At 71.3% G+C, this 16,009-nt stretch carries 16 protein-coding genes; 9 read left to right on the top strand and 7 right to left on the bottom strand.

The genetic code is table 11. The features are described 5' to 3' along the window. The first annotated feature begins 57 nt into the window (after positions 1–57). A complete protein-coding gene (locus AB0K92_RS11755; RefSeq protein ID WP_365921785.1) occupies positions 58–1,698 on the top strand; it encodes a CDP-alcohol phosphatidyltransferase in 1,641 nt (546 codons plus the stop codon). Here the strand turns inward: AB0K92_RS11755 and dusB are convergent, their stop codons facing one another. Continuing rightward, entirely contained in the window at positions 1,699–2,853 is a 1,155-nt protein-coding gene (dusB, locus tag AB0K92_RS11750; RefSeq protein ID WP_365921783.1) for a tRNA dihydrouridine synthase DusB, read from the bottom strand. A 77-nt stretch (positions 2,854–2,930) separates the two neighbouring features. On the opposite strand from dusB, the gene AB0K92_RS11745 reads away from it, so the two are divergent. Next, a complete protein-coding gene (locus AB0K92_RS11745) occupies positions 2,931–4,370 on the top strand; it encodes an MFS transporter (RefSeq protein ID WP_365921781.1) in 1,440 nt (479 codons plus the stop codon). Positions 4,371–4,630: 260 nt separating this feature from the next. Here the strand turns inward: AB0K92_RS11745 and AB0K92_RS11740 are convergent, their stop codons facing one another. The 3 genes from AB0K92_RS11740 to AB0K92_RS11730 form a co-directional block, all read right to left on the bottom strand. Further along, on the bottom strand, positions 4,631–5,227 hold the full coding sequence (locus AB0K92_RS11740) for a TetR family transcriptional regulator (RefSeq protein WP_165998199.1): 597 nt from the start codon (positions 5,225–5,227) through the stop codon (positions 4,631–4,633). A 26-nt stretch (positions 5,228–5,253) separates the two neighbouring features. Next, positions 5,254–6,267 (bottom strand): aldo/keto reductase, encoded by a 1,014-nt coding sequence (locus tag AB0K92_RS11735; RefSeq protein ID WP_365921779.1) that lies wholly within the window; start codon positions 6,265–6,267, stop codon positions 5,254–5,256. A gap of 154 nt (positions 6,268–6,421) precedes the next feature. After that, positions 6,422–7,804, bottom strand: a complete 1,383-nt coding sequence (locus AB0K92_RS11730) for a glycine--tRNA ligase (protein ID WP_165998204.1) — start codon at positions 7,802–7,804, stop codon at positions 6,422–6,424. Between the two features lie 160 nt (positions 7,805–7,964). On the opposite strand from AB0K92_RS11730, the gene AB0K92_RS11725 reads away from it, so the two are divergent. Genes AB0K92_RS11725 through AB0K92_RS11710 form a run of 4 tightly spaced genes read left to right on the top strand, consistent with a single transcriptional unit; the run spans position 7,965 to position 11,156 of the window. Beyond that, positions 7,965–8,975: a zinc ABC transporter substrate-binding protein gene (locus AB0K92_RS11725; protein ID WP_365921777.1), complete on the top strand. Its 1,011-nt coding sequence runs from the start codon at positions 7,965–7,967 to the stop codon at positions 8,973–8,975. Between the two features lie 37 nt (positions 8,976–9,012). Next, positions 9,013–9,783: a metal ABC transporter ATP-binding protein gene (locus AB0K92_RS11720; RefSeq protein ID WP_365921775.1), complete on the top strand. Its 771-nt coding sequence runs from the start codon at positions 9,013–9,015 to the stop codon at positions 9,781–9,783. Continuing rightward, entirely contained in the window at positions 9,783–10,685 is a 903-nt protein-coding gene (locus AB0K92_RS11715) for a metal ABC transporter permease (RefSeq protein ID WP_365921773.1), read from the top strand. Before AB0K92_RS11720 ends, AB0K92_RS11715 begins: the two co-directional genes overlap by 1 nt. A 60-nt stretch (positions 10,686–10,745) precedes the next feature. Then, positions 10,746–11,156: a transcriptional repressor gene (locus AB0K92_RS11710; protein ID WP_165998211.1), complete on the top strand. Its 411-nt coding sequence runs from the start codon at positions 10,746–10,748 to the stop codon at positions 11,154–11,156. 113 nt (positions 11,157–11,269) lie between these two features. Here AB0K92_RS11710 and AB0K92_RS11705 read toward each other — a convergent pair whose 3' ends face one another. The 3 genes from AB0K92_RS11705 to AB0K92_RS11695 are packed head-to-tail and all read right to left on the bottom strand — an operon-like array spanning position 11,270 to position 13,157. Then, a complete protein-coding gene (locus tag AB0K92_RS11705; protein ID WP_165998212.1) occupies positions 11,270–12,106 on the bottom strand; it encodes an isoprenyl transferase in 837 nt (278 codons plus the stop codon). A 25-nt stretch (positions 12,107–12,131) separates the two neighbouring features. Beyond that, on the bottom strand, positions 12,132–12,878 hold the full coding sequence (gene recO, locus AB0K92_RS11700) for a DNA repair protein RecO (RefSeq protein ID WP_165998215.1): 747 nt from the start codon (positions 12,876–12,878) through the stop codon (positions 12,132–12,134). A 54-nt stretch (positions 12,879–12,932) separates the two neighbouring features. After that, a complete protein-coding gene (locus AB0K92_RS11695) occupies positions 12,933–13,157 on the bottom strand; it encodes a hypothetical protein (RefSeq protein WP_165998218.1) in 225 nt (74 codons plus the stop codon). A 172-nt stretch (positions 13,158–13,329) separates the two neighbouring features. Here AB0K92_RS11695 and AB0K92_RS11690 point away from each other — a divergent pair, with 172 nt between their 5' ends. The 3 genes from AB0K92_RS11690 (at position 13,330) to AB0K92_RS11680 (ending at position 15,918) form a co-directional block, all read left to right on the top strand. Then, the gene (locus tag AB0K92_RS11690; protein WP_165998220.1) at positions 13,330–14,163 is read left to right on the top strand and encodes a helix-turn-helix transcriptional regulator; all 834 of its coding nucleotides are present in this window, start codon (positions 13,330–13,332) and stop codon (positions 14,161–14,163) included. After that, on the top strand, positions 14,145–14,345 hold the full coding sequence (locus AB0K92_RS11685) for a DUF397 domain-containing protein (protein WP_165998221.1): 201 nt from the start codon (positions 14,145–14,147) through the stop codon (positions 14,343–14,345). Before AB0K92_RS11690 ends, AB0K92_RS11685 begins: the two co-directional genes overlap by 19 nt. A gap of 97 nt (positions 14,346–14,442) precedes the next feature. Then, entirely contained in the window at positions 14,443–15,918 is a 1,476-nt protein-coding gene (locus tag AB0K92_RS11680; protein ID WP_365921769.1) for an alpha/beta hydrolase, read from the top strand. Positions 15,919–16,009: the final 91 nt, after the last annotated feature.

Here is a 16,009-nt window from a genome sequence, read left to right as displayed (position 1 = left end):
GGACCCGTTCCCCCACGCCGGGTCCGCCACCAGATCGTTCCGTACGGAAGGACCCCGGTGTCTCCCACGGTCGTGCGTGTGCTGAGCCGGGCGCTCACCGTGCTGTCCGCCGTGCTCGTGCTGGCCGCCCTGCTGCTGCCGAACACGGTGCGGACGGTCACGCCGGGGGCGTTCGCGCGGATACCGGTGGAGGCGGTCGTCGGGGCGGCGCTGCTGCTGGCGCTGCCGCGGCGGCCCCGGGTGGTGGCGGCGGCGCTCGGCGGGCTGGCGCTGGCCGTGCTCACGGTGCTGAACCTGCTGGACATGGGGTTCCACGAGTACCTGGGCCGGGGCTTCAACCTGGTCCTGGACTGGGAACTCCTCGACGACGCCCAGTCGTACGCCCGGGACACGATGGGCTCGGCGGGCGCGTTCGGGCTGGCGGCCGGGGCGGTCGTCCTGGTGCTGGTGCTGGGCGCGCTGCTGACGCTGGCCACGGTCCGGCTGGGCGAGGTGCTGGCCCGGCACCGCACGGTCGCGGTGCGCTCGACGCTCGCCGCGGCCGTCGTGTGGACGACGACCGCGGCGCTGGGCGTGCAGGTGGCGGGGGCGCCGGTGGCCGCGGATCACGCGTCGGCGGCGGTGCGGACCCAGACCGAGCGGGTGCGGGCCACGCTGCGGGACGAGGCGGCGTTCGCGCGGGAGGCGAAGGCCGACGCGTTCGGCGCGACCCCGCCCGGACGGCTCGTCCCCGACCTGCGCGGCAAGGACGTGATCTTCACGTTCATCGAGAGCTACGGCCGCAGCGCCATCGAGGACCCGGCGATCCGGCCCGACGTCCACCGCACCCTGGAGAGGGAGACGCGGGCGCTGGAGAAGGCGGGGTTCCGGGCGAAGAGCGGCTGGCTGACCTCGGCGACGTACGGGGGCAGCAGCTGGCTCGGCCACTCCACGTTCCTGTCGGGCCTGTGGATCGCCAACCAGCAGCGGTACCGCACGGTGACCTCCGGCGGCCATCTCAGCCTGACGAAGGCGTTCCGCAAGACGGGCGCGTGGCGGACGGTCGGGGTCATGCCGGGGGTGCAGAAGGCGTGGCCGGAGGCGGAGTTCTACGGCCTCGACACCGTCTACGACGCCTTCCACCTGGGCTATCGCGGGCCGAAGTTCAGCTGGTCGACGATGCCGGACCAGTACGCGCTGGAGGCCTTCCAGCGGCTGGAGCACGGCAAGGAGCGAAAGAAGCCGCTGATGGCGGAGGTCATCCTCACCTCCAGCCACCAGCCGTGGGCGCCGATCCCCGAGCTGGTCGGCTGGGACGAGCTGGGCGACGGGCGGATCTTCGAGGCGGTCGAGGCGCGGGGTGCCGATCCGGCGGACGTGGTCGCGAGCGTGGCCCGCTCGAAGGAGGAGTACGGCAAGTCGGTCGCGTACTCGGTGACCAGCCTCACCCAGTGGCTGCGGCGCTACGGCGGTGAGGACACGGTCCTCGTCTTCCTCGGCGACCATCAGCCGATCGCCCGGGTCAGCGGCGAGGGCGCGAGCCGGGACGTGCCGGTGACGATCGTCGCCAAGGACCCGGAGGTGCTGGAGAAGATCGACGGCTGGGGCTGGTCGGAGGGGCTGGAGCCGGCCCCGGACGCGCCGGTGTGGAAGATGAGCGCGTTCCGGGACCGCTTCCTGACCGCCTACGGCTCGACGCCGGCACGGCGGAACGGCTGATCAGCCGCCGGAGGTGTCCAGCTCCGCGTCCTCGCCGACGCCCGCGCAGTCGTACGGGTCCTTCAGCCAGCCGTCGGGCAGGACGACCCGGTTGTTGCCGGAGGTGCGCCCGCGGGGGCCGTCGGCGCCGGCCGGCCAGGGCTGGTCGAGGTCCAGCTCGTCGAGTCCGGCGCGCAGCTCCTCCAGGGAGGAGGTGACGGCGAGCCGCTTGCGCATCTCGGAGCCGACGGCGAAGCCCTTGAGGTACCAGGCGACGTGCTTGCGGAAGTCGACGACGCCCTTGGTCTCGTCGCCGATCCACTCGCCGAGCAGCCGGGCGTGCCGGACCATGACGTCGGCGACCTCGCGCAGGGTGGGGCGGGCGATGTCGTCGGGGCGGCCCTCGAAGGCGGCGACGAGGTCGGAGAACAGCCACGGCCGGCCCAGGCAGCCGCGGCCGACGACGACGCCGTCGCAGCCGGTCTCGCGGACCATCCGCACCGCGTCCTCGGCGGACCAGATGTCGCCGTTGCCGAGCACCGGGATCTCCGGGACGTGCTCCTTCAGCCGGGCGATGGCGTCCCAGTCGGCGGTGCCGCCGTAGTGCTGGGCGGCGGTGCGGCCGTGCAGGGCGATCGCGGTGACGCCCTCCTCGACGGCGATGCGGCCGGCGTCGAGGTAGGTGATGTGGTCGTCGTCGATGCCCTTGCGCATCTTCATGGTGACGGGGAGGTCCCCGGCGCCGGCGACGGCCTCGCGGAGGATGGCGCGCAGCAGGTTGCGCTTGTAGGGCAGGGCCGAGCCGCCGCCCTTCCTGGTCACCTTGGGGACGGGGCAGCCGAAGTTGAGGTCGATGTGGTCGGCCAGGTCCTCCTCCGCGATCATGCGGACGGCCTTGCCGACGGTGACCGGGTCCACGCCGTACAGCTGGATCGAGCGGGGCTGCTCGGTGGGGTCGAAGGTGACCAGCTGCATGGTCTTCTCGTTGCGTTCGACCAGCGCCCGGGTGGTGATCATCTCGCTGACGAACAGGCCCTTGCCGCCGCTGAACTCCCGGCACAGGGTGCGGAAGGGCGCGTTGGTGATCCCGGCCATGGGGGCCAGGACGACGGGCGGCTGGACGGTGTGCGGACCGATCCGGAGGGGCTGCGCGGGCGGCTGTGTGGGCGTGGACATTCCTCCATTGTGCAGCGCAATGAACAGGTAAAATTCATTAGTTAGCCGCACTATCGAAATCGGCGTACGATGAGCTCATGCCCGACCTCAGCCCGCGCCGACGCCTGCTCGTGCTCGCGATCTGCTGCATGAGCCTGCTGATCGTGAGCCTCGACAACACCGTGCTGAACGTGGCCCTGCCGTCCATGCAGGACGACCTGGGCGCCACCACGTCCGGGCTCCAGTGGACGATCGACGCCTACACCCTCGTCCTCGCGTCCCTGCTGATGCTCGCGGGCTCCACGGCCGACCGGATCGGCCGCAAGCGGGTCTTCATGGCGGGCCTGATCGTCTTCACCGCCGGCTCGGCGCTCTGCTCGGTGGCGCCGGACCTGAACACTCTGGTGATCTTCCGGATGGTCCAGGCGGTGGGCGGCTCGATGCTGAACCCGGTCGCCATGTCGATCATCACCAACACCTTCACCGACCCGCGGGAGCGGGCCCGCGCGATCGGCGTCTGGGGCGCGGTGGTCGGCATCTCGATGGCCGCCGGCCCCTTGGTGGGCGGGCTCCTCGTCGAGTCGGTCGGCTGGCGGGCGATCTTCTGGATCAACCTGCCGGTGGGACTGGCCGCCCTGCTGCTCACCCTCCGGTACATCCCCGAGTCCCGCGCGGCCAGGGCCCGCCGCGCCGACCCCCTCGGCCAGCTGCTGGTCATCCTCCTCTTCGGCGGCCTGACGTACGCGATCATCGAGGCGCCCGCGGCCGGGGTCGCGGCGGTCCTGCCGTTCGCGGCGGTGGCGGCGGCCGCGCTGCTGGGCCTGCTGGTCTACGAGCCCCGGCGCGCCGAACCGCTGATCGACCTGCGCTTCTTCCGCTCGGCGCCGTTCAGTGGCGCGACGGTGATCGCGATCGCCGCGTTCGCCGCGCTGGGCGGCTTCCTGTTCCTGTCCACGCTGTACCTCCAGAACGTCCGCGGCCTGGACGCCCTGCACGCCGGCCTGTGGATGCTGCCCATGGCCGTACCGACCTTCCTGTGCGCGCCCCTGTCCGGCCGCCTCGTCGGCAGCCGGGGCGCGCGCCTGCCGCTCCTCCTCGCGGGCATCGCGATGACCGCGAGCGCGCTGCTGTTCGCTGCGTTCGAGGCCGAGACGTCGAACGCGGGGCTCCTGACCGGGTACGTGCTCTTCGGCGTCGGCTTCGGCATGGTGAACGCGCCGATCACCAACACGGCGGTCTCCGGAATGCCGCGCGCCCAGGCCGGGGTGGCCGCCGCCGTCGCCTCCACCAGCCGGCAGCTCGGGCAGACCCTGGGCGTCGCGGTCGTCGGCGCGGTCCTGGCCGCGGGCATCGGCTCCGCCGCCTACCGGGACACCTTCGTCGCCGCGGCGGTTCCCGGCTGGTGGATCCTCGTGGGCTGCGGGGCGGTGGTCCTGGTGCTCGGCGTGCTGACCACCGGCCCCTGGGCCCGCCGCACCGCCGAGCACACGGCCGCGCGACTGGAGTCCGGAGAGGTCCGCGAGGCGGTGCGCGGCTGAGGGTGGAGTAACCCGGCAGGTCACGGGTGAAAGATCCCCGCGGCTCGGCTCGGCTCGGCACGGCCGGGGAGGAGGCGCGGACGTACCGTCACCGGTACCGGGGGTTCCGGCTGCTGCCGGCGTCAGGCGGGCGGCTGTTCCTGGTGACGCCCGAGTGACGCCCGAGTGGCGGCGCGGGCGGAATCCGACGATCGTGCTGCCGTCCGAGAAGGACATCCGCGTCCGGCTCGTGCCGTAGCGCCGCTGCGCCCCGCGGAGGCTCAGGGCTTCGCGCGCAGGCCCCGTACCACCAGGTCCACGACCGCGTCGAAGTCCGCCTCGATGCCGGGCTGTTCCCACTCGGCCGCGTAGGCAGGGTCGTGGAAGCGGCCGGTGGCGTGGAAGACCGCGCGGGCGGTGGCGGCCGGGTCGGTGGTGGTGAAGGCGCCCGTGCCGAGGCCCGCGCGGACGATGTCCGTCAGCTGGGCGGTGAGGTCGGCGATGTGCTCGGGGACCGCCTCGCCGCTCTCGCGGGTGAGCACCATGTACGTGGCGAACAGCTCCGGGTCGCGGCCCGCCTTGCGGCGCTTGGCGTCGAACAGCGCCCGCAGCCAGGCGCGCAGCCGCTGTTCCGGGTCACGGTCCCGGTCGGCGGCGATGCCGGCCAGTTCCCCCGACGTGCGGTCCAGCCAGCGCTTCGTGACGGCCTCGCGCAGGGCCGCCTTGGTGCGGAAGTGCCGGTAGACGCTGCCGTGGCTGACGCCGAGCGCGCGGGCCACGTCGACCACGGTGGCCTTGGCCGGGCCGTGGCGGCGCAGCACCTCCTCGGTCGCTTCGAGGATGCGGTCGGCGGTCAGGGTCTCACTGGTCGGGGCCATGCCCAAGACGGTACCCGGCGGCCGTGTCACCGCTCGCTGTCGAGGTCTGCCATCTGCGCCGCGGCATAGCGGTCGCCGACCACCGCGTCCGCCGGTACGGCCTCCTCGACGGCGGCGAGGTCGGCCGCGTCCAGGGTGACGTCGAGCGCGCCGAGGGCCTCCGCGAGCCGGTCGCGGCGGCGGGCGCCGATGAGCGGCACGATGTCCTCGCCGCGGGACAGCACCCAGGCGATAGCGATCTGCGCGACGCTCACGCCCTTGTGCTCGGCGATCTTCCGCAGCTCGTCCACCAGCCGCAGGTTCCGGTGGAGGTTGTCGCCCTGGAAGCGGGGCGAGTGGGCGCGGAAGTCGTCTGCTGCGAGCTGCCGGTCGGCGGTGAAGTGGCCGGAGATCAGGCCGCGCGAGAGGACGCCGTACGCGGTGATGCCGATGCCCAGTTCCCGGGCGGTCGGCAGGATCTCCTTCTCGATGCCCCGCGTGATCAGGGCGTACTCGATCTGGAGGTCCGCGATCGGGGCGGTCGCGGCGGCCCTGCGCAGGGTGCCGGCGCCGACCTCGCTGAGGCCGATGTGCCGGACGTACCCCTGCTCGACGAGTTCGGCGACCGCGCCGACGGTCTCCTCGACGGGGACGGCCGGGTCGAGCCGGGCGAGGCGGTAGACGTCGAGGTGGTCGACGCCGAGGCGCTGGAGCGAGTACGCGGCGAAGGTCTTCACCGCCTCGGGCCGGCCGTCGTAGCCGAGCCAGCTGCCGTCCGGGCCGCGCAGGGCGCCGAACTTCACGCTGACCAGGGCCTGTTCCCGCCGGGCCGGGGGCGCCGTGCGCAGGGCCTCGCCGATCAGCAGCTCGTTGTGGCCCATGCCGTAGAAGTCGCCGGTGTCGAGCAGGGTGACGCCCGCTTCGAGCGCCGCGTGGATGGTCGCGATGGACTCGGCCCGGTCCGCCTCGCCGTACAGCGCGGACATGCCCATGCAGCCGAGGCCGAGGGCGGAGACCTGGGGGCCGGTGGTTCCGAGGGTGCGGGTCTGGATCGTCGTCATGCACACCAGAGTGACATGACAGCTGACAGATTTCAATATCTGTCAGCTGTCATGTGTCACGTCCGCTGATCCGCCGACGCCGACCGGGCCCGGAAACGACCGTTCCCCGCGCCCTTCGCGGGCGCGGGGAACGGTGCGGCGGTTCAGGAAACGGCTAGCAGCCGATCAGGCGCGCGGCCAGGTAGCCCTCGATCTGGTCCAGGGAGACCCGCTCCTGCTTCATCGAGTCCCGCTCACGGACGGTCACGGCGTTGTCGTCCAGCGTGTCGAAGTCGACGGTCACGCAGTACGGCGTACCGATCTCGTCCTGGCGGCGGTAGCGGCGGCCGATGGCGCCGGCGTCGTCGAACTCGATGTTCCAGTGCTGGCGCAGCGCCTGCGCGAGACCCTTGGCCTTCGGGGACAGCTCCGCGTTGCGGGACAGCGGCAGGACGGCCGCCTTCACCGGGGCGAGGCGGTGGTCCAGGCGCAGCACGGTGCGCTTCTCCATCTTGCCCTTGGCGTTGGGCGCCTCGTCCTCGACGTACGCGTCGAGGAGGAAGGCCAGCATGGTGCGGCCGACGCCGGCCGCGGGCTCGATGACGTACGGCGTCCAGCGCTCGCCGGCCTCCTGGTCGTAGTAGGCCAGGTCCTGGCCGGAGGCCTTGGAGTGCGCGGTGAGGTCGTAGTCGGTGCGGTTGGCGACACCCTCCAGCTCGCCCCACTCGCTGCCGCCGAACTGGAAGCGGTACTCGATGTCGGCGGTGCGCTTGGAGTAGTGGGAGAGCTTCTCCTTGGGGTGCTCGTACCAGCGCATGTTCTCCTCACGGAGACCCAGGCCGGTGTACCAGTTCCAGCGCTGCTCCATCCAGTACTCGTGCCACTGCTCGTCCTCGCCCGGCTTGACGAAGAACTCCATCTCCATCTGCTCGAACTCGCGGGTGCGGAAGATGAAGTTGCCCGGCGTGATCTCGTTGCGGAACGACTTGCCCATCTGGGCGATGCCGAACGGCGGCTTCTTGCGCGAAGCGGTGTGCACCAGGGCGAAGTTGGTGAAGATGCCCTGGGCGGTCTCGGGACGCAGGTAGGCGACGGAGCCGGAGTCCTGGGTCGGGCCGAGGTGGGTGGAGAGGAGACCCGAGAACTGCTTGGGCTCGGTGAACTGGCCCTTGGTGCCGCAGTTCGGGCAGTTGATGTCGGACAGGCCGTTCTCCGGGGCGCGGCCCTTCTTCTCCTCGTAGGCCTCCTCCAGGTGGTCCGCGCGGTAGCGCTTGTGGCAGGAGGTGCACTCGGTGAGCGGGTCGGTGAAGGTGGCGACGTGGCCGGAGGCGACCCAGACCTCGGGGGCGAGGATGACGGACGAGTCGATACCGACGACGTCCTCACGCGACGTCACCATGTAGCGCCACCACTGGCGCTTGATGTTCTCCTTCAGCTCGACACCGAGCGGCCCGTAGTCCCAGGCGGCACGCTGACCGCCGTAGATCTCACTACAGGGGAAAACGAAGCCACGGCGCTTGCTCAGGCTGACGATGGTGTCGATCTTGTCGGCGGCCACGGTGCTCTCTTCATTACGACGACGGGCGACGAAGCGAGATGCTTCCAGCGAATGCTTCAGGTTACCGGCGTGCACTCCCCCTGAACCAAATCGGGATACCCTCGCGGCCGGGACGACCGTTTGTTGACAACGGTTTCCACTTTTGTTGAAAATGACTCTCATGAACGTACGACGACAGCTCATACCCACCGCGGCGGTGACCGCCCTCGGTCTCGCTGCCCTGACCGCCTGCTCCAGCGACTCCGCGAACGCGGGCAACACGGACAAGTTCGATGTCGTCGCGTCGTTCTACCCGATGCAGTTCCTCGCCGAGCGGATCGGCGGGGACCACGTGAACGTCACCACCCTCACCGAGCCCGGTCAGGAACCGCACGACCTGGAGCTCTCCACCCGGCAGACCGCCGCGCTGCAGGAAGCCGACGCGGTCCTCTACCTCAAGACCCTCCAGCCGGCCGTCGACGAGGCCGTCGCCCAGGCCGACGTGAAGACGAAGATCGACGCGGCCTCCCTCACGAAGCTGGAGGACCACGGCAGCGTCGAGCACGACCACGGCCACGAGGGCGAGGAGCACGCCGAGGAGCACGCGGACGAGCACTCCGACGCCCCCTCCGAGGAACACTCCGAGGAACACTCCGAGGAAGAGGAGCACGCCCTCGACCCCCACCTGTGGCTGGACCCGGTGAAGTACGCCGAGGTCGCCAAGGGCATCGGCGCCGCCTTCGAGAAGGCCGACCCGGACCACGCGGCCGACTACAAGAAGAACACCGACGCGCTGGTCGGCGAGCTGAACGAGCTGAACACGCGGTTCGAGGACGGTCTGAAGAACACCAGGACCAAGGTCTTCTTCACCAACCACGCCGCCTTCGGCTACCTCGCCGAGCGCTACGGCCTGACCCAGGAAGCCATCTCCGGCCTCGACCCGGAGTCCGAGCCGAGCCCCGCCCGGATCAAGGAGCTCCAGGAGGAGGCCAAGGCGGACGGCGTGACCACCGTCTTCTACGAGACACTGGTGAGTGACAAGACCGCGAAGACGCTCGCGAAGGACGCCGGCCTGAAGACCGACGTGCTCGACCCGCTCGAGGGCATCACCGACAAGTCCGAGGGCGACGACTACTTCGAGGTCATGGAGTCCAACCTCAGCGCGCTGAAGACGGCCCTCGGCGCGAAGTGATCGCCAGTGATCGCGAATTGACCGTTACGGAGGCCACATGGTGAGCGAGCCCGTCATATCCCTGCGCGGCGTACGCGCCGAGCTGGGCTCGCGCCCCGTCCTGCGCGGCATCGACCTCACCGTGTCCCGCGGTGAGGTCGTCGCGCTGCTCGGCGCGAACGGCTCCGGCAAGTCGACGGCCGTGCGCACCGTCATCGGCCAGGTGCCGGTCAGCGCCGGCGAGATCGAGCTGTTCGGCACACCCCGCCGGCGGTTCAGGGACTGGGCGCGCGTCGGCTACGTCCCGCAGCGCACCACGGCCGCGGGCGGCGTGCCCGCCACGGTCGGCGAAGTGGTCTCCTCGGGCCGTCTGTCCCGTACCCGCTTCGGCGTCTTCCGCAAGGCCGACCGCGAGGCCGTCCGCCGGGCGCTGGACCTGGTCGGCATGGCGGACCGGGCCGGGGACTCGGTGAACGCGCTCTCCGGCGGCCAGCACCAGCGGGTGCTGATCGCCCGCGCGCTCGCCGCCGGCCCCGAGCTGCTGATCATGGACGAGCCGATGGCGGGCGTCGACCTGGCCAGCCAGGAAGTGCTGGCCGCGACGCTGCGCGAGCAGGTCGCCCAGGGCGCGACGGTGCTGGTCGTCCTGCACGAACTGGGCCCGCTGGAGCCCTTGATCGACCGGGCGGTCGTCCTGCGCGACGGCTGTGTGCTGCACGACGGCCCGCCCCCGAAGGCGGTCGGCCAGCACGCGCTGCCCGGCCACGACCACGTCCATCCGCACGCGGCCCACGACGCCGAACCGATCCGGACGGGACTGCTGAGCTGATGGAACTCCTGAACTACGACTTCATGCAGCGGGCCCTGCTCGCCGCCGTCCTGGTCGGCATCACCGCGCCCGCGGTCGGCATCTACCTGGTGCAGCGCCGCCAGGCGCTGATGGGCGACGGCATCGGCCACGTCGCGATGACCGGCGTCGGCCTCGGCTTCCTGCTGTCCTGGTCCCCGGTGTGGATGGCCACCCTCGTCTCCGTCCTCGGCGCGGTCCTGATGGAGCTGATCCGCTGGTACGGCAAGACGCGCGGCGACATCGCGCTGGCGATGCTGTTCTACGGCGGCATGGCCGGCGGTGTGATGTTCATCAACCTCGCGCCGACGGGCTCCAACGCCAACCTGACCTCGTATCTGTTCGGCTCGCTGTCGACGGTGTCGGAGTCGGACGTGACGGCGATCTGCCTGCTGGCGGCCTTCGTGATGCTGGTCACCCTGGGGCTGCGCCGCCAGCTCTTCGCGGTCAGCCAGGACGAGGAGTTCGCGCGGGTCACGGGCCTGCCGGTGCGGGCGCTGAACCTGCTGACGGCGATCACCGCGGCCGTGACGGTCACGGTGGCGATGCGCGTGGTCGGCCTGCTGCTGGTGTCCGCGCTGATGGTGGTGCCGGTGGCCGCCGCCCAGCAGCTCACCCGCAGCTTCGCCGCGACCTTCGCGGTCGCGGTGGCGATCGGGGTGTCCGTGACCCTCGGCGGCACGGTGACCTCGTACTACCAGGACGTTCCGCCCGGCGCGACGATCGTGCTGCTGACCATCGGCGCGTTTGTCGTGCTGACCGCGCTGGCGACCCCGCTGGCCCGGCGCCGGGCCCGGGCACTGGCCGCCGCGCAGCCGTCCGGGGACCCGGCGGAGTGCGCGATTCCGGCCAGCCGCCGGACCGAGGACGAGATCGGCGTCTGACCGCTGCCGGTCCGGGCTGGCACAATGGCCCGGACCGCAGCAGACGTGAGGAGGCAACCGGTGACGACCGCTGGACCGCCCGTGAAGGGCCGCGCCACCCGGCAGCGTGCCGCCGTGGCGGCAGCCCTCGACGAAGTCGACGAGTTCCGCAGTGCGCAGGACTTGCACGACATGCTCAAGCACAAGGGCGACTCCGTCGGACTCACCACGGTCTACCGCACCCTCCAGTCCCTCGCCGAGGCCGGCGAGGTCGACGTGCTGCGCACCTCCGACGGCGAGGCGGTGTACCGGCGGTGCTCGACCGGCGAGCACCACCACCACCTGGTCTGCCGCGTCTGCGGCAAGGCGGTCGAGGTCGAGGGCCCGGCCGTGGAGAAGTGGGCGGACGCCATCGCGGCCGAGCACGGCTATGTGAACGTGGCGCACACGGTGGAGATTTTCGGTACCTGCGCGGAGTGCGCCGCCGGTTGAGCGGGGCTCGCGGGTTCGCCGTGGGAGGTGCGGTGCGTGGGCGGCTGCGGGTTCGTGGTGACTGGTCGCGCAGTTCCCCGCGCCCCTGAAAACCTCAGCCGCCCCGTGCACGGTCAGCCTTCTGTCCGGCCCTCCATGGCCAGCAGTTCCTCGTTGGGGATGGCGCCGCCGAAGCGGCGGTCGCGGGAGGCGAACTCCAGGCAGGCCCGCCACAGGTCACGGCGGTCGAAGTCCGGCCACAGCACGTCCTGGAAGACCATCTCCGCGTACGCGCTCTGCCACAGCAAGTAGTTGGACGTGCGCTGCTCGCCGCTCGGGCGCAGGAACAGGTCGACGTCCGGCATGTCCGGGTAGTACAGGTACTTCTGGACGGTCTTCTCGGTCACCTTCGACGGGTCGAGCCGCCCGGCCTTCACGTCCTCGGCGATGGCCCGCGCCGCGTCGGCGATCTCGGCGCGGCCGCCGTAGTTCATGCAGAAGTACAGGGTCAGCCGGTCGTTGTCCTTGGTCTGCTCCTGGGCGATCTGCAGCTCCTGGGCGACCGACTTCCACAGCTTGGGCATCCGGCCCACCCAGCGCACCCGCACGCCCAGCTCGTCGAGCTGGTCGCGGGACTTGCGGATGAAGTCGCGGTTGAAGTTCATCAGGAAGCGCACCTCCTCGGGCGAGCGCTTCCAGTTCTCGGTGGAGAAGGCGTACAGGGAGATGGCGCCGACGCCCATCTCGATGCCGCCCTGCAGCACGTCCAGCACGCGCTCGGCGCCCACCTTGTGGCCCTCGGTGCGCGGCAGGCCCCGCTCCTTGGCCCAGCGGCCGTTGCCGTCCATGACGATCGCCACATGGTTCGGCACCAGCTCGCCGGGGAGCTTCGGCGGCCGCGCGCCGGACGGGTGCGGCTCCGGCGTCCTGTACTCGCGGCGCTGGCGCCCCAGGAACCCGCGTACGACCATGAGCGTCTCGTCTCCCTTGCTTCTCTTACTTCTCGACGTACCTCAGGGAACGCAGCCCGCGCTCCAGGTGCCAGTGCAGATAGGCGGACACCAGCCCGCTGCCCTCCCGCACATACCGCGGCTCGCACGCGTCCGCGGTCTCCCAGTCTCCCGTAAGCAGCGCGGCCAGCAGCTCCAGGGTCCGCGGCGAGGGTACGACACTGCCGGGCACCCGGCAGTCCACGCAGACCGAGCCCCCGGAGGCCACCGAGAAGAAGCGGTTCGGACCGGGCATCCCGCACTTCACGCAGTCGCTGAAGCTGGGGGCGTAGCCGTTGACGGCGAGGGAGCGCAGCAGGAACGCGTCGAGCACGAGGTGCGGGGCGTGCTCGCCGCGGGCGAGCGTGCGCAGGGCGCCGACCAGCAGCAGGTACTGCTGCACGGCCGGCTCGCCCTCGTGGTCGGTGAACCGCTCGGCGGTCTCCAGCATCGCCGTCCCGGCGGTGTACCGGGCGTAGTCGGTGACGATGGCGCCACCGTACGGCGCGATGGTCTCGCTCTGCGTGCACAGCGGCAGCCCGCGCCCCACCAGCTCGCTGCCGCGCGCGAAGAACTGCACGTCGACGTGGGAGAACGGTTCGAGGCGCGCCCCGAACTTGGACTTCGTCCGGCGCACGCCTCTCGCCACGGCGCGTACCCGCCCGTGACCGCGCGTGAGCAGCGTGATGATCCGGTCCGCCTCACCCAGCTTCTGGGTGCGCAGCACGATGCCGTCGTCGCGGAACAGACTCATGGACCCATTCTCGCCTACCCGCGCGGGTCCCCGGCCGGGTACGCCCGCGTCGCGTCAAGGGACCTCGCCCCGGCTGCGCGCGTTGGCGTACGCGGTCGCGGCGCGCAGGCGCTCCGCCGGGGTGGCGTTGCGTACGCTCCGTGGGTCCGCGTCCCACTCCCTGCCGCCGCCGTACGGTCTCAGCTGTACGTAGGGTCCCTCGTGGCCCATCACGATGCCCACCTTCCCGGTGCGGGTGTCGACGACGTACGAGCCGATCGGCGGCTTCGTCGGTGTCATTGGTTTCCGGCCTTTTCCTGCGGTTCGCATTTCCTGCAATCGGCGCTGTGCCTCCACGTGGCTCCCCTGCGTATTCGGGTTTCACTCTTTCCCTCTCCAGCATCGTCCGCCGGCCCTACACTCGACAGGAGCTTGTGCGCTACAAGTGCGGGGCCGGGCAAAGGGGTTGGCCATGGCCAATGGTTCACGGCAGGCTGCCTGGGAGTTCTTCGGAGCGGAGCTGAGGCGACGCCGCGAGGACGCGGGCATCACCCAAGTCGACCTGGGGGCGCGGGTATTCGTCTCAGGCGCTTATATCGGTCAGTTCGAGCAGGCCATTCGAAAACCTCAGCTGGATATCGCCCAACGCATCGACGAGGTCCTGCAAACCGACGGTATTTTCGAGCGGTTGTGCAGGAAGCTCATCAATGACCGGCGTTATGCGGAGTACTTCGCCCAGGCGGCCGAGTTGGAGGCGCTGGCGACCAAGATCTGCGAGTTCGCACCGGCACTCGTACCGGGCCTACTCCAGACGGCGGCGTACGCCCGCGCGGTCACGCTGGCGATGAACCCGCTGGCGCCGGAGGAGCACATCGAGGACAAGGTAAGCGGTCGGCTGGAGCGGCAGCGGATCCTGCGGGACGCCGCCCGGCCGACGTACTGGGCGATCCTGCACGAGAACGTGCTGCGCACCCCGGTCGGCGGCCCAGCCGCCATGGCCGGCCAGCTGGAGCACATCGCGACGCTGGCACGGGAGCGCACCGTGCTGCTCCAGGTGCTGCCGTACACGGCAGGCGCGTACGCCATCATGACCGGATCTTTGAAGTACATGGAGTTCGAGGATGCTCCCCCCACGGTCTATACAGAAGCCGTGTATTCGGGGAGCCTCCTTGACGATCCGCCTGTGGTGAAGCGCACGCAAGCCACCTACGATCTGCTGAGGGCCGCCGCGTTGTCGCCTGACGCGTCCCTGGCCCTGATCGAATCGGCGGCGGAGGACCACAGACGATGCGCGAGTACGACCTGACCCACGCCCGCTGGCGCAAGAGCACCCACAGCGACGGCAATGGCGGCGACTGCGTCGAGGTCGCCGACGGAGTCCCCGGTGTCGTCCCCGTCCGGGACAGCAAGGTCCCGGACGGGCCCGTGATCCTCGTCGGACCGGCTGCCTGGACCGCGTTCATCCGTACGGCGCGCACCGCCGGCTGAGGGACGTACCGGAGGAGTGGTGCTGGGGTAAACCCCCGTGAAAACCGGGCCGTTGCCCGGATGTGGGGGCGGGCGGGGATCGGCGAGGCTCGTGGGCATGAAGAAGACCACGCGCACCGTCGGCCTCGTCGCCGCCTCCACCGCCCTGCTGTTCGCCGGACTCGCCGCCCCGTCCGCCGCCGCCCCGCGGCCCTCCCTCGACTGGGGTGCGTGCGCGGGCGGCGCGCCCGACCCCCGGCAGCAGTGCGCCACCGTCGAGGTGCCGATGGACTACGCCGATCCGGGCGCCGGGACGATCGAGATCGCCATCTCGCGCATCCCGAGCGAGGACCCGGCCGAGCGGCGGGGTGTCCTCCTGCTGATACCGGGCGGCCCCGGCGGCTCCAGCCTCGACGACCCGTCGAAGAAGGGGCAGAAGCTGCCGCAGGAGGTGCGGGAGCGGTTCGACCTGGTCGGCTTCGCGCCGCGCGGTCTCGCCCCGTCCACCCCGGTCGGCTGCGGCCTGGACCACGGTGACCTCGCCCCGGTGAAGCTGCGGCCCTGGCCCGCCCCCGACGGCTCGATCGACGGGAACCTGGCCGACGCGCGGCGGATGGCGGACGCCTGCGCCCACCACGGTGGCGAGCTGATCCGGCATCTGAGCACCGCCAACGAGGCCCGCGACCTCGACCGGGTGCGCGCCGCGCTGGGCGAGCGCAAGGTGTCCGCGTGGGGCGTGTCGTACGGCACGTACGTCGGCGCGGTGTACAGCCAGCTGTTCCCGCACCGCACGGACCGGATCGTGCTCGACAGCAATGACGACCCCGACCCCGCACGCGTGGCCCGCGCCTGGCTCGCCGGGTACGAACAGGGCGTCGAGGACGTGTTCCCCGAGTTCGCCCGGTGGGCGTCGCAACCCGGCAATCCGGACCGGGTCGCCGGGACGGCCGCCGAGGTCCGCCCCCTGTTCCTGCGGCTGGCCGCCCGTCTCGACGCCGAGCCGATCCCCTGGCCGGGCGCCAACCCCGAGGAGCTGAACGGCAACGTACTGCGCCAGACCATGCTGGAGAGCCTCTACTCCCCCGCCCGTTTCCCCCGTCTCGCGCGGCTGATGCTGGCCGCCCAGCGCGGCACCGTGCCGCCCGCCCCCGCGTCGCCGCCGGACGAGGTGCTGCAGAACGTGACCGCCGTGGCCGCCGGAACCCTGTGCAACGACGTGGCCTGGCCCAAGGACCCGGCCGGGTACCGGAAGGACGTCGCCCGCAGCCGGGCCGCCCACCCGCTGACCGCGGGCATGCCGCGCAACGCGATGCTCTGCGCCGCCTGGCCCTTCCCGCCCAGGGAGCCCGCGGTGCGGATCACCGACCGGGGGCCCTCCAACATCCTGCTCGTACAGAACGAGCGTGACCCGGCCACCCCGCTCGCCGGGGCCCTGAAGCTGCGCGCGGCCCTGGGTGACCGGGCGCGCATGGTCGTCGTCGACTCCACGGGCCACGACGCCTACCTCGCCCACGGCAACGCCTGCGGCGACGCGACGGTCTCCCGATTCCTGGCGTCGGGCGAGCGGCCGGTACGGGACAGGTACTGCGACTAGCGGCAGCAGCGACCGGGGCGCGCGGTCCAGCCGCAACCGAGGCGGGCCGCGACGGCGTCGATCACGGGCAGAGACGATCACGAAGGAGCCC

It is taken from the genome of Streptomyces sp. NPDC052687 (genome assembly GCF_040678395.1).
GTDB lineage: Bacteria > Actinomycetota > Actinomycetes > Streptomycetales > Streptomycetaceae > Streptomyces.
The sequence above is the reverse complement of the archived record's forward strand: the minus strand, read 5'-3'. Positions and strand labels throughout refer to the sequence as shown.

Coding starts and splice junctions, on each gene's coding strand:
- AB0K92_RS11745 (WP_365921781.1), top strand. CDS start 2,931: ATGCCCGACCTCAGCCCGCGCCGACGCCTGCTCGTGCTCGCGATCTGC.
- AB0K92_RS11725 (WP_365921777.1), top strand. CDS start 7,965: ATGAACGTACGACGACAGCTCATACCCACCGCGGCGGTGACCGCCCTC.
- AB0K92_RS11715 (WP_365921773.1), top strand. CDS start 9,783: ATGGAACTCCTGAACTACGACTTCATGCAGCGGGCCCTGCTCGCCGCC.
- dusB (WP_365921783.1), bottom strand. CDS start 2,853: ATGTCCACGCCCACACAGCCGCCCGCGCAGCCCCTCCGGATCGGTCCG.
- AB0K92_RS11690 (WP_165998220.1), top strand. CDS start 13,330: ATGGCCAATGGTTCACGGCAGGCTGCCTGGGAGTTCTTCGGAGCGGAG.
- AB0K92_RS11680 (WP_365921769.1), top strand. CDS start 14,443: ATGAAGAAGACCACGCGCACCGTCGGCCTCGTCGCCGCCTCCACCGCC.
- AB0K92_RS11705 (WP_165998212.1), bottom strand. CDS start 12,106: ATGGTCGTACGCGGGTTCCTGGGGCGCCAGCGCCGCGAGTACAGGACG.
- AB0K92_RS11685 (WP_165998221.1), top strand. CDS start 14,145: ATGCGCGAGTACGACCTGACCCACGCCCGCTGGCGCAAGAGCACCCAC.
- AB0K92_RS11735 (WP_365921779.1), bottom strand. CDS start 6,267: ATGACGACGATCCAGACCCGCACCCTCGGAACCACCGGCCCCCAGGTC.
- AB0K92_RS11720 (WP_365921775.1), top strand. CDS start 9,013: ATGGTGAGCGAGCCCGTCATATCCCTGCGCGGCGTACGCGCCGAGCTG.
- AB0K92_RS11740 (WP_165998199.1), bottom strand. CDS start 5,227: ATGGCCCCGACCAGTGAGACCCTGACCGCCGACCGCATCCTCGAAGCG.
- recO (WP_165998215.1), bottom strand. CDS start 12,878: ATGAGTCTGTTCCGCGACGACGGCATCGTGCTGCGCACCCAGAAGCTG.
- AB0K92_RS11695 (WP_165998218.1), bottom strand. CDS start 13,157: ATGACACCGACGAAGCCGCCGATCGGCTCGTACGTCGTCGACACCCGC.